Raw genomic sequence first — 19,978 nt, 5'->3', positions numbered from 1 at the left:
GTCAGCCGCGGGTGGCCACCATCCCGAGGGTGATCAGGCCCAGCACGACCCAGCCGAACCACAACCAGCCGTTGCTGCCGAGCGCCACCGTGTAGGCCGTCACCGCGACGAGGCCGCCGACGGTGAGCACCCCCATCGTCCTGGTCGAGCCATCCGTGGATCCGGTACCGGGCATCGCGACACCCTCCTCAGGATTCGTCCCCCTCCATGGTGCCCCCGTTCTGCCTGCGCACGGTGCACACGACGAAATGTGTGCCGTTCTTCCAGGGCCCCGCACTGGTCCAGGAGCCCGCCGTGTAGACGGACGGATCGAAGCCGTAGTCGCCCGGCGGCACGTCATGCGCGCACGCCGTGTCCGACTCGGTCCGCGCCTCGGACAGCGTGACATCGGGGTCCAGTCGGGTGAATCCGAGCACCTGCTCGTCGTAGGAACCCGCGCAGGAGACCAGCCGGGCGTCCCGGTTGGTGCGCACGTCCAGGCAGTCCCGCCGCTGCATGGTCGCCGTGTCCGCGAACCCCGAGCCCATCCTCCGACGGGTGCCGATCGGCCCGTAGACCGGCCCGTTCCCGCCCAGCACCAGACACGCCGTACGCCGTCCCGCGGCCTCGAAGCCCCCCTCGGACGGCACGACGGCCTGGCTGCGGACGTCCGCGAGGCGGTCCCGGACCTCCCGCGTCCGCTCCTCGCACCCCGCCGCCCCCGTCCGCCGCGCCTCACCGGCCGAGGCGGCCGGGACGAACGCCGTCACCTGCCCGTCCGGGGCCGTGCCGCAGGTGGGGTCAAGGCGCAGCCGGGGGGTTCCCCGGAAACGCTCGGAGCCCGGCCAGTCGGCGATGACGCAGTCGCCGTCCCGCAGCGGTTTCCTGAGCCCGACCGCCGCGCCGTACGGCAGCCCGGAACCCTGGTGCCCGCCCCCGCCGTCCGACGACCGGTCGGCCAGGGCGTACCACACACCTCCCAGCGCCAGCAGCAGTCCGAGGCCGCAGGCGAGGACGGCCCGCAAGGCGTGCGAACGCTCCCGCCGGTGGCCGTTCAGAAACGGCCCGGGAGGCGTCTGCGCTGCCGCCCAGGGCGGCTGGGAGCCGAGGTCGGTCTGCGTGCGGACGTACGCCTCGGGCTGCGGTGTCACGATCCGCGACAGCGCGGCCTCCGCCTGCGCCGCCGACAGGCGCCGGCCGGGGTCCTTCGCGAGCAGCGCCTGGAGCACGGGGCCCAGCGCACCGGCCCGCACCGCGGGCCGCGGCTCCTCCATGACCACCGCGGTCACCTCGGCCAGGTGCGACTCCCGCTCGAAGGGACCCACGCCCTCCACCGCGTGGTACAGCGTGCAGCCCAGCGAGAACAGGTCGGCGGCCGGGGTCGGCGTGCCGCCCGTGGCCCGCTCGGGCGCCAGATAGCCCGCCGTGCCCACCAGCACCGACGCCAGCGTGTACCGGGTCTCCCCGGCGTCCGGCTGCACGGAGATGCCGTAGTCGGTGAGCAGGACGCGCCCGTACGGCGATCCCGAGCGGTCCGGCGCCAGCAGGATGTTCGCCGGCTTCACGTCCCGGTGCATCACGCCCCGCTGGTGCCCGGCGGTCAGCGCGTCGAGCACGGCCAGGCCGATGCGGGCGCACTCCGCCGGGGCGAGCGGTCCGCGGGTCTCGACCAGGTCGCGCAGGTCCACGGCGTCCGCCACGTACTCCATGACGATCCACGGCAGGCCCTCGTGCTCCAGCACGTCGTGCACGGTCACCACGTGCGGGTGACCGCGCAGCCCCGCCGCGTGCCGGGCCTCCGCGCGGGCCCGCGCCACCCGGGCCTCCCGCTCGTGGTCCGCCTCCACCGCGTCACGGAACACGATCTCCTTCAGCGCGACCTCGCAGGCCAGTCTCTGGTCGTGGGCGAGCCACACATGGCCCATGCCGCCGCTTCCGAGCGGGTTCAGCAGCAGGTACCGGCCGGCGATGACCCGGCCCACTCCCGACGTCGGTGATCCTGAAGGCATCCGGTGACTCCCCGGTTCTGCGGGTTCCTCGGGCTCTGCGGGGGTTGGGCGGCCACCGTGGTGCCTGTGCCGCCGGTGACGGGCGTAGTGGTCGCGGGGCCGCTGCTGGGCGGTTCGCTGCTCGCGGGCACGCTGGTGGTCGTCGGTGGTGGCGGTGGCGCGCTGCTGGTGGCCGGATGGCTGCTCGGCTGCGGCGAGGCGGTGCTGGGCGGCGGGCTGGGCGGACTGCTCGACCTGTCGGGCGACGGCGGGACGGGCGCCGTACTCGTCGGCGGCGGGGACGACGGGCCCTTCGGCCGGCCGCTCGACGAGGACGGAGGCACCGAAGAGGGCGGAGGCACCGACGAGGGCGGAGGCACCGACGAGGACGGAGGCACCGAAGAGGGTGGAGGCGCCGACGACGACTCCCCGGTCCGGCCACCGGACGAATCCGGCTGCCCCGCCGACGGTGGCGTACTCGTGGGCGGTGTCTTCGCCCCTGAGGACGACGGCGCCGGGGGAGCGGTCGTGGGCCGGGCCGCCCCGCCGGAGGTGTTCGCGCCGGCCACGCTCAGCATCACGTACTGCCCGAACGGCAGCTCGGTCCCCGCGGGCGGATGGGTCGCCGTGACCTTCGCGCCGTCGGGCGGCACCCCCGGCCCGGCGTACCCGACCGCCAGCCCCGCGGCGATCAGCTCCCGGCCGGCCCGGGCGAAGGTCGTCCCGGCGAGGTCCGGCACCGTACGCCGCTTCTTCGTGTTGAAGGTGCTGTCCTTCTCCCCGGTGGTGCCGACCGGACGGCTGATGCCACGGGCCGGTTCCCGGACGTCGACCAGAGCGATCCGCTCCAGTTTCCGCGGCGCGGGCTTGACGGCCACCACCGCATCACGCTCGTATCCCGCCCACTTCTTGTTCCCGTGCTCGAACTGGACGGAAATCCGTCCGGTGTCACCCTCGAAGGGACGCAGTGGATTTCCACACGAGCACTTCACAGCCGGAAGCCCTTGTTCATCGACGAGAATCGCGATTCCCGCCTGGAGCAAGGAGTTGTACGGGACGGCCTTTTCCTTTTTGTAGTCGTGGTTCTTGACGAGAGTGTCGTGACGCAGCAGAACCGGTGTGAGCCGATCGAGATATTCCGGTATCCCTGCCGTGCCGATGTGCAGCACGTCGGCCCATGCCTGTGCCTTTTTGTGATTCCTGGGATCGGTGAGGAATCGTTCGAGTCTGGCGACGTCACAGATGGTCGGCTGCTTGCTGCCGCCGTACAGGCCGGGTGTGTCCCCCTGTTGGAGACTGCCCTGGACGGGCTGCGACCGCACGGTGACGGCGTCCTGGCCCAGCCCGCTGTTCTCCTCGAAGAACGGCGCGAGTGACGGCACGCCGACGGCGACCGCCTTCACCACCGTCAGTGGATTCCCCTTGTCACAGCCGCTCAGCAGCAGTGAGAAAATCGCCAGCACGGCGATCCTGTGCATAAATGCGCGAAGTGTCATGACCGCTCCCCCCGGCGGTTCCCCCAACGCGTTTCATGCTACTGAATGCTGCGGAAAGACGAAGCCTTTCAACGCTCGCGGGCGCTCAATGAGGCCAGATACGCGTTGTACGCCTCGAGTTCCTTGTCGCCGTCCCGGTCGGCGGCCCGGTCCGTGCGCTTGGCCTGCCGCTGTTCGGAGCCGTACCACTGGAACAGCAGGGCGATCAGCACCAGCACGGAGGGAATCTCGCTGAACGCCCAGGCGATACCGCCGGCGTAGTTCTGGTCGGAGAGCGCGTCGATGCCGAGCGAGGCGGGCGGGTTCTTGAACGTCTCCACCATGGGCCCGGACGCCATCATCAGCGCGATGCCGAAGAACGCGTGGAACGGCATCCCGGCGAACAGCTCCAGCATCCGCATCAGGTACCCGGGCCGGTGCGGCCCCGGGTCGACGCCGATGATCGGCCAGAAGAAGACGACACCGACGGCGAGGAAGTGGACCATCATCGCGACGTGCCCGGTTTTCGACCCCATGAGGAAGTCGAAGATGGGCGTGAAGTACAGCGCGTACAGGCTCGCGATGAACAGCGGGATGGTGAACGCCGGATGCGTGATGATCCGCATGTACCGGCTGTGCAGCAGCGCGAGCAGCAGCTCACGGGGCCCCGTGCGCCCCTTGCCCGCGACGGGCAGCGCGCGCAGCGCCAGGGTGACGGGGGCCCCGAGCAGGATGAGGATCGGCGACAGCATGCTGATCACCATGTGCTGCACCATGTGCACGCTGAACATGACCATCCCGTAGTCGTTCAGCCGGGTGCACATCATCAGCCCGATGGTCAGCACACCGGCCACGTACGAGATCGTCCGCCCCACGGACCACGAGTCCCCGCGCCGCCGCAGCCGCACGACTCCCCAGGCGTACAGACCGAGCGCGAGGAGGCAGGCGACGAGGAAGAAGGGATCGGCCGACCACTGCAGCCCCCGTCCCAGCGTGAACGGCGGCAGATCGTGTGTCATGCCGTGCCCGCTGTGGTCCATCGCGGCGGCTCCTGATTCGTGGGGGTTGTACAAGTCTGTCCGCCACACAGACTAGAACCGCCCCCGGCCGCGGCCGCGACCGGGGGCGGACTCCTCACCGCCGTACGACCTGATCTAGAGCACGCACTCCGCTTCCGCGTACCGGTCCTCGGGCACCGTCTTCAACGTCTCCACGGCCTCCGCCAGCGACACCATCACGATGTCGGTCCCGCGCAGGGCCGTCATGTGACCGAACTCGCCCCGGTGCACGGCCTCGACCGCGTGCCAGCCGAACCGGGTGGCGAGCACCCGGTCGTACGCGGTCGGCGTACCACCGCGCTGCACATGCCCGAGGATCACCGGCCGGGCTTCCTTCCCCAGCCGCTCCTCCAGCTCGATCGACAGCTGGCGGGCGATCCCGGCGAAGCGCTCGTGTCCGTAGATGTCCTTGGCGCCCTCGTCGAAGGCCATGGAGCCGGGCGCCGGCTTGGCGCCCTCCGCCGCCACGACGATCGCGAACCGCTTGCCCGCCTCGAACCGTGCCCCGACCCGCCGGGCCAGCTCCTCGATGTCGAACGGGCGCTCCGGCACGACGATGGCGTGCGCGCCGGCCGCCATCCCGGAGTGCAGCGCTATCCAGCCGGTGTGCCGTCCCATGACCTCGACGACGAGCACCCGCTGGTGGGACTCGGCGGTGGTCTTGAGCCGGTCGAGCGCCTCGGTCGCGACCCCGACGGCCGTGTCGAACCCGAAGGTGACGTCCGTGACCGCGATGTCGTTGTCGATCGTCTTCGGCACTCCCACGATCGGCAGTCCGGCGTCGGACATCAGCCGGGCCGCCTTGAGCGTGCCCTCGCCGCCGATCGGGATGATCGCGTCGAGCCCCAGCTCCTCGACATGCCCCTTGGCCCGCTCCACGCCGTCCCGCAGATGCGAGGGCTGGACCCGGGAGGAGCCGAGGATCGTGCCGCCGCGGGCCAGGATGCCGTTCACCGCGTCGAGGTCGAGCTTGAGGTAGTCGCACTCCAGGAGGCCCTTCCAGCCGTCCCGGAAGCCGATGACCTCGTCGCCGTGGTCGGCGACGGCACGGTGCACGACGGACCGGATGACGGCGTTCAGGCCGGGGCAGTCGCCGCCGGACGTGAGGACACCAATGCGCATAGCCGCAGGAACCTTCTCAGCGAGGGAACGTGGCACGGGTCCGGACCACGCTGTCCGGTTCGAACCCCGCCACCCTAGCGGCAGGAGGGGGCGGGGCCGAAGCATGCGTCCGCCTGCTGGACGACCCCGCTCACCTGTGCGGGCGCACCGTCAGACGGGCTGCTCGCGGGGAGCGTGTCCCCGCAGGTCAGGCAGGCTGCTGAGCGGCCGCGATGCGCTCGTTGCGCAGCGCCTCGTACCAGCGGTCGTCGGTCGGCGGCAGCGCGTTCACGTCGAGGGCCAGCTTCAGCAGCAGGTCCGCGATGAGCGGGTTGCGGGCCAGGACGGGGCCGTGCATGTAGGTGCCGAAGACGGTGTCGTTGTACGCCCCCTCGGTGCCGTCCCCGGTGCCGTTGCCGTTGCCCAGCTTGACGTGGGCGAACGGGCGGGCGGTGGGACCGAGATGGGTGACGCCCTGGTGGTTCTCGAAGCCGGTCAGCGGGGGCAGGCCGAGGCGCGGGTCGATGTCGGCGAGCACGTCACCGACGCAGCGCGCGCCCTCGCCGCGCACGGAGACCACGTCGAGCAGGCCCAGGCCGGGCTCGCGCTGGCCGAGGTCGTTGATGAACTCGTGGCCGAGGATCTGGTATCCGGCACACACCGAGAAGACGATCGCGCCGTTGCCGACGGCCCGGTGCAGACCGCCGTCCCGGCGCAGCCGCTCGGCCGCCAGCCGCTGGGGACGGTCCTCGCCGCCGCCGATCAGGTAGATGTCGCCGGAGGTCGGGATCGGCTGGTCGCTGCGCACGTCCAGGCGGGCCACGTCGAGGCCGCGCTGGCGGGCCCGGCGCTCGATGACGAGGGCGTTGCCCTGGTCGCCGTAGGTGCTGAGCAGGTCGGGGTAGATCCAGACGATCCGCAGTTGGTTGTCGCTCACAAGAGTCCCCTGTGTCTCAGTTGCCGACGCGGCGGCGCAGGTCCTGGAAGGCGGTGTAGTTGGCGATGACCTCGATGCGCCCGTGCGGGCTCATCGACACGGCCTGGTCGAGGTTGTCGCAGACCTGGAAGTTCTGGTTCGCGACCTCCAGACGCACCGCGAGGTCGAGCTTGCGGTCGCCGATCACGCAGATCGGGTGGCCGGTCAGGCGCGTGTAGTCGACGTCCCACAGCCAGGAGGTGTCGGTGCCGTCGGCGCCGCGGGCGTTGACGGAGAGGATCACCGGGGTCGGCGGCGGGTCGATCAGGCTGAACGTCTCGAGCCAGCCGGCCGGGTTCTTCGCGAGCAGGAGCCTCAGGTCGCGCTGCTGGAACTGGACGACGTCGTAGCGGCCGGCCACCGCCTGCACCTGGTACATGCGTTCCAGGGCGACCTGCGGGGGTACGCCGAAGACGGCGGCGACGGCGGCGGAGGAGGCGGCGTTGGCCTTGTTGGCGCGGCCCGGCAGCTGGAGGTGGATCGGCCAGGCGGAGCCGTGCGGGTCGAGGACGTGGTCGCCGGAGAGCGCCCAGCTCGGGGTGGGACGCCGGAAACCGCACTCGCCGCAGAACCAGTCGTCGCCCGGCCGCTGCATCACGCCACCGCAGGACGGGCAGGACCAGGCGTCGTCCTTCCACATCTGCCCGGCGGCGACCCAGATGACGTTGGGGGAGGAGGAGGCGGCCCACACGACGAGCGGGTCGTCGGCGTTGGCGACGACGACGGCCTTCGAACCGGCGAGTCCCTCACGCCAGTTCTCGGCGAGCATCCGGGTCTCGGCGGCCCGGTCGAGCTGGTCGCGGGAGAGGTTCAGCAGGGCGATGCACTTGGGGTCGGTGTCCCGGGCCACGCCCGCGAGGTACTTCTCGTCGACCTCGATGACGCCGAACCGGGCGTCCGAACCACCGGCGAGCGCCGAGGTGATGCCGGCCGGCATGTTGGCGCCGAGGGCGTTGGAGACGACGGGCCCGGCGGCACCGAGCGCCTCCGCGATCAGACGGGTGGTGGTGGTCTTTCCGTTGGTCGCCGAGACGAGGACGACGTCCAGGTGCTGGGCGAGCCGGGCGAGGAGGTCGGGGTCGAGTTTGAGCGCCACCTTGCCGCCGATGACCGAACCGCTGCCGCGACCCGCGGCTCGGGATGCCGCCGCGACGGCCTTGCCCGCCGTCACGGCCAGCTTGGCCCGCGGCGAGAGCGGGTCCGAGTTGCCTGTCATCAGATCTCGATCCTCCTTGCGTACGCGCCGCGCCTCAGCCTCCGGCCACGTGGTGTGGACCTCAGCCTATCGAGATCCGTAAGCACTCCCGAATCGCCGTACCCTTGCGGCCATGCGAAACGGCTCCATTCCGGGCACCCGCGGCCGGGTCCGGCCCCTCACCCTGCTCGACAGCCCCGTGCTGCACGCACCCTGCGGGGACGTATCGGACTTCGGCCCGGAACTGGCCACGCTCGTGGAGGACTTGTTCGCGACGATGTACGCGTACGAGGGAGTGGGCCTCGCGGCGAACCAGGTGGGTGTCCCGCTGCGCGTGTTCGTGTACGACTGCCCGGACGACGAGGAGGTCCGCCACCTTGGGCACGTGGTGAACCCACGGCTGGTGGCGGCGGACGGTCTGGTGTTCAGGGGGCCCGAGGGCTGCCTGTCGTTGCCGGGCCTGGAGGCGGGCACGGAACGCCACGACCACGCGGTGGTGGAGGGGTTCACGATGACGGGTGAGCCGATCACGGTGCATGGGTCAGGCTTTTTCGCCCGCTGTCTTCAGCACGAGTGCGATCACTTGGAGGGGAAGGTCTACGCGGACCACGTGAAGGGATGGCGTCACCGAAAGCTGATGCGACAGGTGCGGCGGGCCTCTTGGCGCCGGGCAGGTGAACCCGGGTAGGGGCGCGGGGAACTGCGTGACCAGCCCCCACTCACCCGCAGACGCGACGGAGCGCGTCAGAAGCCCGGACCGCCGACCTTGTCCCCGGCCGCCGCAAGGCGGCCCCACAACAGGTCGGCCATACTCCGCACCAACTCGGCCCGGGAGCACGGCCGTTCCCCCAGCCACCAGTCACCCGCGGCGTACATCATCCCGACGATCCCGTGCCCCCACACCCGCGCCAGCAGCTGGCTCCCGGGCCCGAGGTCCAGCCGCTCCTCGATGACCTGCCCCAATTCTTCACCCATCCTGCGCAGCAGGGGCGCGGAATGCTTACCGACGTCGAACCCCTGGTCCCCGACCTGGCCCCCCTCGGCGGGGTGCATCAGGAACCGGTACACCTGGGGTCGGGCCTCGATCGCCGCGAGGTAGGTGTCCAGCGTGGCCTCGACCCGCTCGCGCCGGTCCGCGGGAGCGTCCAGCGCCGCCCGCAGCGAGTCGAGCAGGGCGTCGGTGTGCCGTTTGGCGAGGGCGGCGTAGAGTCCACCCTTGTCACCGAAGTGCCGGTACAGAATCGGCTTGGTGATGCCCGCTTCCGCGGCGATGGCGTTCATCGAGGCCTGTGGGCCGTCGCGCAGCACCACCCGGTCCGCGGCCTCCAGCAGCTCGCGCCGGCGGCGGTCGGCGGACCGCTGCTGATCGGTCCGCTGTGTGGTGTCCATGAGCTCTCCCCACCCGTGCTGAATCGGTAACGCCTGCGCAAACTAACACCCGACAGGCGGTTGACATCGAACAGGCTGCTGACTGGTCATCGGGAGTTGACTTTTCCTACCCGTGGGTAACAGACTCGAGTTACCGCAAGTAACACGCACGTGCGTCGCCGCTGGAGGGGACATGGCCGAGTTCACCATGGAGCTCAACGACGAACAGAAGGAGGTGCGGGACTGGCTGCACGGCTTCGCCGCCGACGTCATCCGCCCCGCGGCCGCCGAATGGGACGAGCGTGAGGAGACTCCCTGGCCGGTCATCCAGGAGGCCGCGAAGGTAGGCATCTACTCCCTCGACTTCTACGCCCAGCAGTACTTCGACCCCACCGGGCTCGGCATCCCGATGGCGATGGAGGAGCTGTTCTGGGGCGACGCGGGCATCGCCCTGTCGATCGTAGGCACCGGCCTCGCCGCCGTGGGCGTTCTCGCCAACGGAACCGAGGAACAGATCGGCACCTGGATCCCCCAGATGTACGGCGACGCCAACGATGTCAAGGTCGCCGCGTTCTGCTCCTCCGAGCCGGACGCCGGCTCCGACGTGGCCTCCATGCGCACGCGTGCCGTGTACGACGAGGCCAAGGACGAGTGGGTGCTCAACGGCACCAAGACCTGGGCGACCAACGGCGGCATCGCCAACGTCCATGTCGTCGTCGCGGTCGTCGACCCGGAGCTCGGTTCCAAGGGCCACGCGTCCTTCATCGTGCCGCCGAACACGCCCGGGCTGTCCCAGGGCCAGAAGTTCAAGAAGCACGGCATCCGCGCCTCGCACACGGCCGAGGTCGTCCTGGAGAACGTCCGGGTGCCCGGCTCCTGCCTCCTCGGCGGCAAGGAGAAGCTCGACCAGCGCCTCGCGCGGGCCCGGGAGCGGGCGAAGGCCGGCGGGGAGCGCGTGAAGAACGCGGCGATGGCCACGTTCGAGGCGTCGCGGCCCGCCGTGGGCGCCATGGCCGTGGGCACCGCCCGCGCCGCCTACGAGGTCGCCCTCGACTACGCCAAGACGCGTGAGCAGTTCGGCCGGCCGATCATCGACAACCAGGGCGTGGCCTTCCAGCTGGCGGACATGCGCACGTCCATCGACGCGGCCCGGCTCCTTGTGTGGCGTGCCTCCTGGATGGCGATCAACGGCAAGCAGTTCACCGCGGCCGAGGGTTCCATGTCGAAGCTCTTCGCGAGTGAGACGGCGAAGAAGGTCACCGCGCAGGCGGTCCAGATCCTGGGCGGCAACGGCTACACCCGGGAGTACCCGGTGGAGCGGATGCACCGTGACGCGGCCATTTACACGATCTTCGAAGGGACGAGCGAGATCCAGCGGCTGGTGATCGCCCGCACCCTCTCCGGGATGCCGATCCGCTGACGGTGTCCGAGCGGCGTCAGCCGAACATCTTCGCCGGCCCGCCCGTCGGGTCGGCGAAGGCGTGCCCCGGAGGGACCAGGAGACCTCCGGGAGGCGTCACCACGTCACCGGGAGCGCTTCGGGGCCGCGGATCGACGCGCCCCTCCTGAACGGCACCTGCTTCGCCGGCACCGCCAGCCGCAGGCCCGGCAGGCGGTCGAGCAGCGTCCCGACCAGCAGCTCGGACTCCAGCCGGGCCAGCATCCCACCGGGGCAGCAGTGCGGTCCGAGCCCGAACGACACATGCGGGTTGGGACTGCGGGAGAAGTCGATCGTCTCCGGGTACGGGAAGACGTCGGGGTCGCGGTTGGCCGCCAGGTACGACACGTAGATCGCGTCACCCGCCCGGATCCGTACACCCGCGATCCCCACGTCCTCCAGGGCGATCCGCGACAGGCCGACCGCGTTGCGGTGCGGGATCCAGCGCAGCAGCTCGTCGATGGCCTGCGGGCGGATCTCCGGTTCACCGCGCAGACGTTCGGCCAGGCCGGGGCGGGTCAGCAGCAGGTAGAACATCTGGCCGCTGTTGTTCGTCACCGCCTCCCCGCCGGTCTGCAGCAGCACCGCGAACCCCACGGCCTCCTCCAGCGTCACCTCACCGCGGCCCACGGCGGCCCCGAGCAGGGAGGTCACGTCCTCGCCGGTGCCGCCCTCCCGAAGACCGATGAGGTCGGCGAAGTAGGCGCCCATCTCGTCCCTGGCCCGCTCGCTGACCTTCGCGCCGTGCGAGGAGGACAGGATCAGCCGGGTCCAGGTGTGCATGCCGTGGCGGTCGGCGGCGGGCACGCCCATCAGCTCGCAGATCACGGCGATGGGGAAGCGGGTCAGCACCGCCGCGCCGAGGTCGGCCGGCGGGCCGTCCTGCACCAGTTCGTCGACCAGCTCGTCGAGCATCAGGCGGGACTTCTCCCGGACCCGCTCCACGCCCTCGGCGGTGAACGCGGCGGCCACCGAGCGGCGCAGCCGGGTGACCGGCTGGTCCATGACGGCCTCACGGCTGAAGCGGGGATCGTTGACCACCGTCCGCACGTCCTCGTACCGGGTCACCAGCCAGGCCCAGCCCTCGTCGTTGGGCAGCTGGATCCGGGTGACGGGCCCCTCGCGCATCAGCTCGGTCAGCACCGGGTCGAAGTCGACGCCGTTCAGGGCGAGCGCCGGCCAGTGCCGGATCGGGGACAGGATCTCGGTGATCGTCTCTTCGGTGGTCATCTCACGCCGTCTCGTCGGGGCGGTGGTCCAGTCCACGATCACTTGAGCGTGCGGCGACTTCGCGTGGGATTACGCCGAACGCAGGACGCGCCCCGCAGGGGCGCGGGGAACTGCGCGAGCAACCACATCGAACCCGCACCCGGCCGCGAACAAGCCCCCCTAAGGCGCCCCACCGCTACTGTGCGCAATGCACGCCACATCGATCCGGTCCGCCAGCTTCGCCAGCTCGATCGTCAGCGCGGCGACCGTATCCTCGTCCAGCCCCTCCGCCCCGGCCTCGACCAAGTGCAGCCACCGCCCGCCAAGACTGCGGAGCAGCTTGCTCACATCGGCGGCAGCCACCTGCAAGGTCCCGCGGTCATCGACGATCAGAGGCAGAGTCACTTCGCGGTTCACACCCGGGATGTTAGTCGCGCAAGCGTCACGCTCCGTGCCAAACCGTCGTGATGTTGCAGAACTCCCTGATTCCGTGCCCGGACAGCTCACGCCCGTACCCGGACCGCTTCACCCCGCCGAACGGGAACGCCGGATGCGAGGCGGTCATCCCGTTGACGAACACCCCGCCGGCCTCCAGATCCCGTACGAACCGGTCGACCTCGGCCTCGTCCCGGGTCCAGACGTTGGAACTCAGCCCGAACGCAGAGTCGTTGGCGATCAGCACCGCCTCGTCGAGATCGGCGGCCCGGTACAGCGTGGCCACCGGCCCGAAGGTCTCCTCGCGGTGGATGCGCATCTCGCGGGTCACGTCGGCGATGACGGTCGGCGGGTAGTACCAGCCGGGGCCGTCGGGCCGTTCCCCACCGCACAGCACGCTCGCGCCGCTGCGCCTGGCGTCGTCGACCAGTTCCTCCAGGTCGGTCCGCCCCTGCTCGCTGGAGAGCGGTCCGACCTCGGTGTCCTCCTCCATCGGGTCGCCCACCTTGAGGGCCTCCATGCCCGCGACGAACCGCTCGGCGAAACGGTCGTAGACGTCCGTGTGCACGATGAACCGCTTGGCGGCGATGCAGGACTGGCCGTTGTTCTGCACCCGCGCGGTCACCGCGATCTCGGCGGCCCGGTCGACGTCGGCGGACGGCATCACGATGTACGGGTCGCTGCCGCCGAGCTCCAGCACCGTCTTCTTCACCATGTCCCCGGCGGTGGCGGCGACCGCCCGCCCGGCGGGCTCACTCCCCGTGAGCGTGGCCGCCTTGACGCGTTCGTCGCGCAGGATGTCGTCGATGGCGCCGGACCCGACGAGCAGGGTCTGGAAGCAGCCCTCGGTGAAGCCCGCCTGGTGGAAGAGGTCCTCCAGGAACAGGGCGGTCTGCGGCACGTTCGAGGCGTGCTTGAGCAGGCCGACGTTGCCCGCCATCAGCGCGGGCGCGGCGAAGCGGATCACCTGCCACAGCGGGAAGTTCCACGGCATCACCGCGAGCACCGGTCCTAGCGGCCGGTAGCGGACCAGGGCGCGGGAGGCACCGGAGTCCTTGACGTCGTGCGCCGCCGGCTCCTCGTCGGCCAGCAGGGACTCCGCGTGCTCGGCGTACCAGCGCATCGCCTTGGCGCACTTGGCGGCCTCCGCGCGGGCCTGCTTGACCGGCTTGCCCATCTCGGTGGTCATGACCCGGGCGATGTCCTGCTGTCCCTCGTCGAGGAGCTCGGCGGCCCGGTTCAGCAGACGGGCGCGCTCCGCGAAGGACGTCGTGCGCCAGGTGCGGAACGTCGCCTCGGCGAGCTGGAGCCTGCGCTCGATCTCCTCCTCGCCCATGGCCTCGTACGTCTTGAGCGTCTCGCCGTTCGCCGGGTTCACCGTCGCGATGGGCATGACCGACCTCCTGAAGAGCTGACTGTGCTTCGACCTTCCCGCGCGGCGCGGACGACCGCAACGCGTGGACGTCAGGCCGAGTGCTCAGCCAGCCGGTCGAGAAACGCGGCCTGCGCCTTGACGATCAAAGACCGGGCCCGGTCGAGGGCGAACCACTCCACCCGGTCCAGCTCGGGGAACTCCCGCGTCTGCCCGGACTTCGGCGGCCACTCCATGCTGAACACCCCCGGAACCACCGTGGCCGGATCGAGGTCCGCCTCGATCGCCCACGCCGTGACGACCTTGCCGTTGGTCTGCCGCACCTCACCCAGGGGTACGGCCTCCCCGTCGGGCGGCGGCAGCCCGAGCTCCTCCTGGAACTCCCGGCGGGCCGCGTCCCAGGCGGGCTCCTCGGGTTCGTACTCGCCCTTCGGGACCGTCCACGCCCCGGCGTCCCGTCGCGCGAAGAACGGACCGCCCATATGGCCCAGCAACACCTCCAGACCGTCGCCGCCGTGCCGGAACAACAGCAGTCCCGCGCTCGTCCTCATGGCCTCACCTCGGGATGCGCGGCCAGCAGCGTCTCCACCGTGTCGGCGTCCTCGGGGCGCTTGTCCTCGCGGTAGCGGACCACGCGGGCGAAGCGCAGGGTGACCCCGGCCGGGTAGCGGGTCGACCGCTGGAGACCGTCGTAGGCGATCTCGACGACGAGCTCGGGCCGTACGGTCACCACGTAACCGCTGCTGTCGACGGCCAGTTCCTGGAGCCGCTCGGTCTGCCAGGTGAGCATCGCGTCGGTCATGCCCTTGAAGGTCTTGCCCAGCATGGCGAAACCGCCGTCGGCCGTGCGGGCGCCGAGGTGCAGGTTGGAGAGCTTGCCGGTGCGGCGGCCATGACCCCACTCGGCGGCCAGTACCACCAGGTCGAGGGTGTGCACGGGCTTGACCTTCAGCCAGGAGGCGCCCCGTCGGCCCGCGCTGTAGGGGGCGTCGAGGGACTTCACGACGACGCCCTCGTGGCCGCGCTTCAGGGTCTCGGCGAGGAACTCCTCCGCCGCGCCCAGGTCCTCGGGGCCGGACACCAGCGCGCGCCGGACCCGCATCGGCTCGGGCACCAACCGGGCCAGCTCCGCGTGCCGTTGGGCGAAGGGCAGGTCGAGTAGGTCGCGGTCGTCGACGGACAGGGCGTCGAAGAAGACGGGCGAGACGGGGACCGCCTCGGCGGCCGTCGACACGTCCACCCGGGAGCCGACCCGGCCCGCGGTCTCCTGGAAGGAGCGGGGCCGCCCGTCCTCGTCGAAGGCGATCACCTCACCGTCCAGGATGAACCGCTCACCTCTCAACTCCAGCGCGGCGGCCGTCAGTTCGGGCAGCCGGTCGGTGATGTCGTCGAGTGTGCGGGTGTACAGCCGTACGACGTCGCCGTCCCGGTGGATCTGGACGCGGATGCCGTCCAGTTTCTCCTCGACCGCGCACACGCCGAGCTTCTCGACCGCTTCGGCCACCGAGGAGGCGCTGTGCGCCAGCATCGGCAGCACCGGGCGGCCGACGGTGAGGCGGAAGCGGTCGAGGGCGGACGGGCCGTCGGTGAGCAGGGCCTCGGCCACCGTCTGGAGGGAGCCCGCGAGCATCACGGCACGGCGTACGTCGGCCGGGGGCGCCCCGGTCGCCCGGGCGAGCCCCTCGACCGCCACCGCGTCCAGCGCGCCCTGCCGCACCTCGCCGCTGATCAGCCCGAACAGGAACCGCTGCTCGCCCTCGGTGGCCGCGCCCATCAACTCGCCGACCAGCCGGGCCCGTTCGGCCTGCGAGCCGGTGCCCGCCACCTTGCCGAGGTCGCTGAACAGGGCGTCCACCGCGCGGACGGTCAGGGTCGGCTCGGCGGCCGGGGCGACCGGGCGGCTCAGCACCTTCCAGCCGACGCCGAGCCGGCCCTGCGGGAGCCGTCCCGCCAGGTACGGGATGACGATCGGGACGTCGTCCGCCTCCGCGTCCCGGAACAGCTCGGCGAGGAGCGCGATCTTCTTGGAGCGCGCCGAGGTCGCGGCGACGTCCTGGGACACCTGTGCCAGCCGGGCAAGCAACATGCTTCCAGGGTGTACCGGAGGCGGCCGGTCTACACCCCGGCAGCCGTGTCGAGGTCGCTCATCAGCAGCTCCCCGTTGATCGTGGCCGCCGCCCGGTACCCGGCGCTCGCCGCGTTGATCACCTGTTCGCCGAAGCCGGCCGCGTTGCCCACGGCGTACACGCCGGGCACGGTCGTCCGCCAGGTCCCGTCGACCACCGGGTAGCTGCCGAAGGGCGTCTCCTGGAACTCGGCCCCCAGTCGCTCCAGCAGGCCGTTCTGCGGGACGGCCCTGGGCGCCGTGAAGACGACCTCACGCGCGTGCGTCGTGCCGTCGGCGAGGCGTACGGCGGTGAGCCGGCCGTCGGTCACCACCAGCCCGGCGACCTCGCCGGGCACCACCCTCACCCCGGCCGCGGCCAGCCTGCGCAGGTCCTCGTCCGAGAGCTCCGACTCGGCGACCGTGTGCAGGAACAGGGTCACGTCCTTCGACCACTGGGAGACCATCAGCGCCTGGTGCACGCTGAGCGGGGTCGTGGCGAGCACACCGAAGGCCTGGTCGCGCACCTCCCACCCGTGGCAGTACGGGCAGTGCAGGACATCCCTGCCGAACCGCTCGGCGACCCCCGGCACCTCGGGGAGCTCGTCCTTGAGGCCGGTCGCGACGACCAGGCGGCGGGCCCGGACCACCCGTCCGCCGGCCAGGGTCACGGCGAAGCCCGGGGCGACCTCGACCACCCGGTCCCGGACCAGTTCGACGCCGTACCCCTTGATCTCCTCGCGGCCGATCGCCAGGAACTCGGCGGGCGGCATGCCGTCCCGGGTCAGGAAGCCCTGCATGTGCGCGGCGGGCGCGTTGCGCGGTTCGCCCGCGTCGACGACCAGGGTGCGACGCCGGGCCCGGCCCAGGACCAGGGCGGCGGACAGGCCCGCCGCGCCGCCACCGATCACGATCACTTCGTAGGTCTCGCCGTAGGTCTCTCCGTATGTCTGGGTCATGGCCACACGGTCGCTCCGTGGACGCGGGATTGACAAACGGCTTTGCCGATTCTGCAATACGGGTATGAGTACCGACGACGTTCTCGCCGAAGTGGGACCCAGGCTCAGGCGGCTGCGCAAGGACCGGGAGGTGACCCTCGCGGCGCTCTCGGAGACCACCGGCATCTCCGTGAGCACGCTCTCCCGGCTGGAGTCCGGGCTGCGCAAGCCCAGCCTGGAGCTGCTGCTGCCGATCGCCCAGGCCCACCAGGTGCCGCTGGACGAACTGGTCGGCGCCCCGCCGGTCGGCGACCCCCGGGTGCGGTCCGCGCCGCTGGAGCGGCACGGGCGCACCTTCTGGCCGCTCACCCGGCAGCCCGGCGGCCTCCAGGCCTTCAAGGTGCTGGTGCCGCGCCGCGAGGAGGAGCCGGAGCTGCGCACCCACGAGGGCTACGAGTGGCTGTACGTGCTGGCCGGGCGGCTGCGGGTGGTGCTGGGGGACCACGACGTGGTGATGACGGCGGGGGAGGCGGCGGAGTTCGACACCCGGGTGCCGCACTGGTTCGGGTCGACGGGGGAGGGGCCGGCCGAGTTCCTCAGCCTCTTCGGGCCGCAGGGGGAGCGGATGCACGTACGGGCGCGGCCCCGGAAGGCATGAGGCACCGGGACAACCGGCCGACGCCCCGGGTAAGTTCACCGGATGCACGCAATACCGCCCCGGGCCCACCGCGCGGCACGGCAGGTCGCCCGGTGACGAGCAGCGACCTGACCTGTTCCCCCGCGGTCGGGACCCGTTCCACGGCCGCGCCCGCCGACTGGCAGGACCGACTGCGCCGATTCGGATACGCGGCCCCCGCGACGACCGACCTCCGCGAGCGTCTCGTTCCGCCTTTCCCGAAGCGGTCGGTGTGGGACTGGCTGGGGCCGGTGCTCGTCGCGGTCCTGGCCGGTGTGATCCGCTTCCGGCATCTCGGCACGCCGCGGGCCGTCGTCTTCGACGAGACCTACTACGCCAAGGACGCCTGGTCCCTGCTGCGCCTCGGCTACGAGGGCAACTGGCCCGACCGCAAGATCGCCGACCCGCAGATCCTCGCCCACCCGCAGGTCGTCTCGCTCTCCGACACCGGGGCGTTCGTCGCCCACCCGCCGGCGGGCAAGTGGGTGATCGCCCTCGGCGAGTGGATGTTCGGCCTCACCCCGTTCGGCTGGCGCTTCATGACGGCCGCCCTGGGCACCCTGTCGGTGCTGATGCTGTGCCGCGTCGGACGCCGGCTGTTCCGTTCGACCCTGCTGGGATGCCTCGCCGGGGCGCTGCTCGCGGTGGACGGACTGCACGTGGTGATGAGCCGCACCGCCCTGCTGGACCTCGTCGTCATGTTCTTCGTGCTGGCGGCCTTCGGCTGCCTGCTGGTCGACCGGGACCGCGCCCGGGCCAGGCTCGCGGCCGCCCTGCCCGTCGGCGAGGACGGCCGCGTACGTCCGGACGCGTCCACCGCCGACGACGCCGGGACCGGGCTCCGTCCCTGGCGGCTCGCGGCGGGCGTCCTCCTTGGGCTGGCGGCCTCCACCAAGTGGAACGGCCTGTACGTCCTGGTCTTCTTCGTCGTCCTGACCGTGCTGTGGGACGTCGCCTCCCGCCGCGTGGCCGGTTCCCCCCGCCCCTACCTGGCCGTGCTGAACAGGGACCTCGGCTGGTCCCTCCTGTCCCTGGTGCCGGTCGCCGTGCTGACCTACCTGGCGACCTGGACCGGCTGGTTCCTGTCCGACGACGGCTACGGCCGTCACTGGGCCGACGGCCGCGGCGGCACCTGGTCGTGGATCCCCGCCCCGCTGCGCAGCCTGTGGCACTACGAGCAGGCGGTCTACGACTTCAACGTCGGGCTGCACAGCCCGCACAAGTACCAGTCCAACCCCTGGAGCTGGCTGGTCCAGGGCCGACCCGTGCTGTTCGACTACCAGTCGCCGAAGCCGGGGCAGGACGGCTGCCGCACGGCCGTCGACTGCTCCCGGACGGTCCTCGCCCTCGGCACCCCGCTCCTGTGGTGGTCGGCGTGCGCCGCCCTGCTCTACCTGCTCTTCCGCTGGGCGCTGCGCCGCGACTGGCGGGCCGGTGCCGTCCTGTGCGCGGTGGGCGCCGGTTACCTGCCCTGGTTCCTGTACCAGGACCGCACGATCTTCTCGTTCTACGCCGTCGTCTTCGTGCCGTACCTCTGCCTGGCCGTGGCGATGATGCTCGGAGCGATGCTCGGCCCACCGGGAGCGGACCGGCGGCGGCGCACCCGGGGCGCGGTGGCCGCGGGCGCTCTCGTCCTTCTCATCGCCTGGAACTTCGTCTACTTCCTCCCGCTCTACACGGGCGAGACGATCCCGTACGCCGACTGGCACTCCAGGATGTGGCTGGACACCTGGATCTGAGGCCGGGGGTTCCCTGATACGTTACGGAGCTTCTGCCGCCCCACGACAGGGAACCACCCCAGTGCCGACCGTCGCTTACCAAGGTGAACCCGGATCCAACTCGGCGACCGCCGCACACACCCTGTACCCCGGGTGCGCCGAGCAGCCCTGCACGAGTTTCGAGCAGGCCCTGGACGCCGTGACCCTCGGCACGGCCGACGTCGCCGTGATCCCGGTGGACAACTCCGCCGCCGGACGGGTGGCGGACGTCCACCATCTGCTGCCCGAGTCGGGTCTGTTCATCATCGCCGAGCACTTCCTCGCCATCCGCTTCGACCTGATGGGCGTGCCCGGGGCGACGGCGGACCAGGTGGAGTGCGTACGCAGCCATGTGCACGCCCTCGGGCAGTGCCGCAAGGTGCTGCGGGAGGGCGGCTGGCGGACCCTCGTCAGCGACGACACGGCCGGAGCGGCGCGTGAGGTGGCCGAACTGGCGGACCCGCGGCACGCGGCGCTCGCCCCGCCCGCCGCGGCCGGGCTGTACGGCCTCGACGTGCTGCGCGCCGGGGTCGAGGACGACCCCGACAACACCACCCGGTTCGTCGTCCTGTCCCGGGAGGCCACCGTGGGCCCCGACACCGGGGAGCCGACGATGACGAGCCTGTTCTTCTCCGTGCGCAACATCCCCAGCGCGCTCTTCAAGGCGCTCGGCGGGTTCGCCACCAGCGGGGTGAACCTCACGAAGATCGAGAGCTACCAGGTCGGTGCGGGGCTCGACGCCAGCCGCTTCTACGTCGAGATCGAGGGCCACCCCGACGAGCAGCACGTCGCCCTCGCCCTGCACGAACTGCGGTTCTTCTCCACCGAGGTCCGGCTTCTGGGCGTGTACCCGGCGCATCCGCATCGCCTGGAGAACTGAGCGGGGCCCTCCCCGCGGGGACCGGCGCC

Annotated in this window: 19 protein-coding genes; 5 read left to right on the top strand and 14 right to left on the bottom strand. The window is 71.3% G+C overall.

All coding sequences use genetic code 11. From position 1 onward, the window contains the following. Position 1: 1 nt before the first annotated feature. The 7 genes from ACFYZ8_RS18760 to ACFYZ8_RS18730 all read right to left on the bottom strand — a co-directional run bounded on the left by ACFYZ8_RS18760 (position 2) and on the right by ACFYZ8_RS18730 (position 7,793). Positions 2 to 175: a hypothetical protein gene (locus tag ACFYZ8_RS18760; RefSeq protein WP_037710178.1), complete on the bottom strand. Its 174-nt coding sequence runs from the start codon at positions 173 to 175 to the stop codon at positions 2 to 4. A 13-nt stretch (positions 176 to 188) separates the two neighbouring features. Next, positions 189 to 1,988: a protein kinase gene (locus tag ACFYZ8_RS18755; protein WP_388529830.1), complete on the bottom strand. Its 1,800-nt coding sequence runs from the start codon at positions 1,986 to 1,988 to the stop codon at positions 189 to 191. Further along, on the bottom strand, positions 1,925 to 3,445 hold the full coding sequence (locus ACFYZ8_RS18750; RefSeq protein ID WP_389049853.1) for a DUF6777 domain-containing protein: 1,521 nt from the start codon (positions 3,443 to 3,445) through the stop codon (positions 1,925 to 1,927). The genes ACFYZ8_RS18755 and ACFYZ8_RS18750 overlap by 64 nt, the downstream gene beginning before the upstream one ends. Before the next feature lie 86 nt (positions 3,446 to 3,531). After that, entirely contained in the window at positions 3,532 to 4,482 is a 951-nt protein-coding gene (locus tag ACFYZ8_RS18745) for a cytochrome c oxidase assembly protein (protein WP_359032088.1), read from the bottom strand. Between the two features lie 114 nt (positions 4,483 to 4,596). Then, positions 4,597 to 5,622 (bottom strand): 6-phosphofructokinase, encoded by a 1,026-nt coding sequence (locus ACFYZ8_RS18740; protein ID WP_359032087.1) that lies wholly within the window; start codon positions 5,620 to 5,622, stop codon positions 4,597 to 4,599. 187 nt (positions 5,623 to 5,809) lie between these two features. Continuing rightward, the gene (locus tag ACFYZ8_RS18735) at positions 5,810 to 6,538 is read right to left on the bottom strand and encodes a glutamine amidotransferase (RefSeq protein WP_359032086.1); all 729 of its coding nucleotides are present in this window, start codon (positions 6,536 to 6,538) and stop codon (positions 5,810 to 5,812) included. 16 nt (positions 6,539 to 6,554) lie between these two features. After that, entirely contained in the window at positions 6,555 to 7,793 is a 1,239-nt protein-coding gene (locus ACFYZ8_RS18730; protein ID WP_330268412.1) for a MurT ligase domain-containing protein, read from the bottom strand. Between the two features lie 112 nt (positions 7,794 to 7,905). Here ACFYZ8_RS18730 and def point away from each other — a divergent pair, with 112 nt between their 5' ends. After that, the gene (gene def / locus ACFYZ8_RS18725) at positions 7,906 to 8,460 is read left to right on the top strand and encodes a peptide deformylase (protein ID WP_359032085.1); all 555 of its coding nucleotides are present in this window, start codon (positions 7,906 to 7,908) and stop codon (positions 8,458 to 8,460) included. Positions 8,461 to 8,516: 56 nt separating this feature from the next. On the opposite strand, the gene ACFYZ8_RS18720 is transcribed toward def, so the two are convergent. After that, the gene (locus ACFYZ8_RS18720) at positions 8,517 to 9,161 is read right to left on the bottom strand and encodes a TetR family transcriptional regulator (RefSeq protein WP_359032084.1); all 645 of its coding nucleotides are present in this window, start codon (positions 9,159 to 9,161) and stop codon (positions 8,517 to 8,519) included. Positions 9,162 to 9,333: 172 nt separating this feature from the next. Between ACFYZ8_RS18720 and ACFYZ8_RS18715 the strand changes: the two genes are divergently transcribed. Beyond that, positions 9,334 to 10,560, top strand: a complete 1,227-nt coding sequence (locus tag ACFYZ8_RS18715; protein WP_388529836.1) for an acyl-CoA dehydrogenase family protein — start codon at positions 9,334 to 9,336, stop codon at positions 10,558 to 10,560. 96 nt (positions 10,561 to 10,656) lie between these two features. On the opposite strand, the gene ACFYZ8_RS18710 is transcribed toward ACFYZ8_RS18715, so the two are convergent. The 6 genes from ACFYZ8_RS18710 to ACFYZ8_RS18685 form a co-directional block, all read right to left on the bottom strand. Beyond that, positions 10,657 to 11,808 carry a cytochrome P450 gene (locus ACFYZ8_RS18710; protein WP_388529839.1) on the bottom strand — a complete coding sequence of 384 codons (1,152 nt, stop codon included), beginning with the start codon at positions 11,806 to 11,808 and terminating at the stop codon, positions 10,657 to 10,659. Positions 11,809 to 11,967: 159 nt separating this feature from the next. Then, complete coding sequence (locus ACFYZ8_RS18705; RefSeq protein ID WP_356104631.1) at positions 11,968 to 12,204, bottom strand: DUF6213 family protein; 237 nt, start codon at positions 12,202 to 12,204, stop codon at positions 11,968 to 11,970. Positions 12,205 to 12,229: 25 nt separating this feature from the next. Further along, entirely contained in the window at positions 12,230 to 13,615 is a 1,386-nt protein-coding gene (locus ACFYZ8_RS18700; protein WP_388529843.1) for an NADP-dependent succinic semialdehyde dehydrogenase, read from the bottom strand. 71 nt (positions 13,616 to 13,686) lie between these two features. Then, on the bottom strand, positions 13,687 to 14,145 hold the full coding sequence (locus ACFYZ8_RS18695; RefSeq protein WP_388529846.1) for an NUDIX domain-containing protein: 459 nt from the start codon (positions 14,143 to 14,145) through the stop codon (positions 13,687 to 13,689). Then, positions 14,142 to 15,680, bottom strand: coding sequence for an ATP-dependent DNA ligase (locus ACFYZ8_RS18690; RefSeq protein ID WP_388529849.1), 1,539 nt, complete (start codon positions 15,678 to 15,680; stop codon positions 14,142 to 14,144). The genes ACFYZ8_RS18695 and ACFYZ8_RS18690 overlap by 4 nt, the downstream gene beginning before the upstream one ends. A 29-nt stretch (positions 15,681 to 15,709) precedes the next feature. Beyond that, positions 15,710 to 16,657: an NAD(P)/FAD-dependent oxidoreductase gene (locus tag ACFYZ8_RS18685; RefSeq protein ID WP_388529852.1), complete on the bottom strand. Its 948-nt coding sequence runs from the start codon at positions 16,655 to 16,657 to the stop codon at positions 15,710 to 15,712. A 64-nt stretch (positions 16,658 to 16,721) separates the two neighbouring features. Between ACFYZ8_RS18685 and ACFYZ8_RS18680 the strand changes: the two genes are divergently transcribed. The 3 genes from ACFYZ8_RS18680 (at position 16,722) to ACFYZ8_RS18670 (ending at position 19,949) form a co-directional block, all read left to right on the top strand. After that, entirely contained in the window at positions 16,722 to 17,294 is a 573-nt protein-coding gene (locus ACFYZ8_RS18680) for an XRE family transcriptional regulator (RefSeq protein WP_359032077.1), read from the top strand. Between the two features lie 92 nt (positions 17,295 to 17,386). Continuing rightward, on the top strand, positions 17,387 to 19,051 hold the full coding sequence (locus tag ACFYZ8_RS18675) for a dolichyl-phosphate-mannose--protein mannosyltransferase (protein ID WP_388529855.1): 1,665 nt from the start codon (positions 17,387 to 17,389) through the stop codon (positions 19,049 to 19,051). Between the two features lie 61 nt (positions 19,052 to 19,112). Continuing rightward, positions 19,113 to 19,949, top strand: a complete 837-nt coding sequence (locus tag ACFYZ8_RS18670; RefSeq protein WP_359032075.1) for a prephenate dehydratase — start codon at positions 19,113 to 19,115, stop codon at positions 19,947 to 19,949. The last annotated feature ends 29 nt before the right edge of the window (positions 19,950 to 19,978 follow it).

This window comes from Streptomyces sp. NPDC001668 (genome assembly GCF_042893155.1).
In the GTDB taxonomy this organism is placed as follows: domain Bacteria; phylum Actinomycetota; class Actinomycetes; order Streptomycetales; family Streptomycetaceae; genus Streptomyces.
This window is presented reverse-complemented; position numbering and strand designations above follow the sequence as displayed.

Excerpts from the sequence above, each read along its gene's own strand:
- ACFYZ8_RS18690 (WP_388529849.1), bottom strand. The coding sequence starts at position 15,680 with ATGTTGCTTGCCCGGCTGGCACAGGTGTCCCAGGACGTCGCCGCGACC.
- ACFYZ8_RS18745 (WP_359032088.1), bottom strand. The coding sequence starts at position 4,482 with ATGGACCACAGCGGGCACGGCATGACACACGATCTGCCGCCGTTCACG.
- ACFYZ8_RS18750 (WP_389049853.1), bottom strand. The coding sequence starts at position 3,445 with ATGCACAGGATCGCCGTGCTGGCGATTTTCTCACTGCTGCTGAGCGGC.
- def (WP_359032085.1), top strand. The coding sequence starts at position 7,906 with ATGCGAAACGGCTCCATTCCGGGCACCCGCGGCCGGGTCCGGCCCCTC.
- ACFYZ8_RS18715 (WP_388529836.1), top strand. The coding sequence starts at position 9,334 with ATGGCCGAGTTCACCATGGAGCTCAACGACGAACAGAAGGAGGTGCGG.
- ACFYZ8_RS18730 (WP_330268412.1), bottom strand. The coding sequence starts at position 7,793 with ATGACAGGCAACTCGGACCCGCTCTCGCCGCGGGCCAAGCTGGCCGTG.
- ACFYZ8_RS18760 (WP_037710178.1), bottom strand. The coding sequence starts at position 175 with ATGCCCGGTACCGGATCCACGGATGGCTCGACCAGGACGATGGGGGTG.
- ACFYZ8_RS18695 (WP_388529846.1), bottom strand. The coding sequence starts at position 14,145 with ATGAGGACGAGCGCGGGACTGCTGTTGTTCCGGCACGGCGGCGACGGT.
- ACFYZ8_RS18740 (WP_359032087.1), bottom strand. The coding sequence starts at position 5,622 with ATGCGCATTGGTGTCCTCACGTCCGGCGGCGACTGCCCCGGCCTGAAC.
- ACFYZ8_RS18685 (WP_388529852.1), bottom strand. The coding sequence starts at position 16,657 with ATGACCCAGACATACGGAGAGACCTACGGCGAGACCTACGAAGTGATC.
- ACFYZ8_RS18755 (WP_388529830.1), bottom strand. The coding sequence starts at position 1,988 with ATGCCTTCAGGATCACCGACGTCGGGAGTGGGCCGGGTCATCGCCGGC.
- ACFYZ8_RS18720 (WP_359032084.1), bottom strand. The coding sequence starts at position 9,161 with ATGGACACCACACAGCGGACCGATCAGCAGCGGTCCGCCGACCGCCGC.
- ACFYZ8_RS18700 (WP_388529843.1), bottom strand. The coding sequence starts at position 13,615 with ATGCCCATCGCGACGGTGAACCCGGCGAACGGCGAGACGCTCAAGACG.
- ACFYZ8_RS18680 (WP_359032077.1), top strand. The coding sequence starts at position 16,722 with ATGAGTACCGACGACGTTCTCGCCGAAGTGGGACCCAGGCTCAGGCGG.
- ACFYZ8_RS18710 (WP_388529839.1), bottom strand. The coding sequence starts at position 11,808 with ATGACCACCGAAGAGACGATCACCGAGATCCTGTCCCCGATCCGGCAC.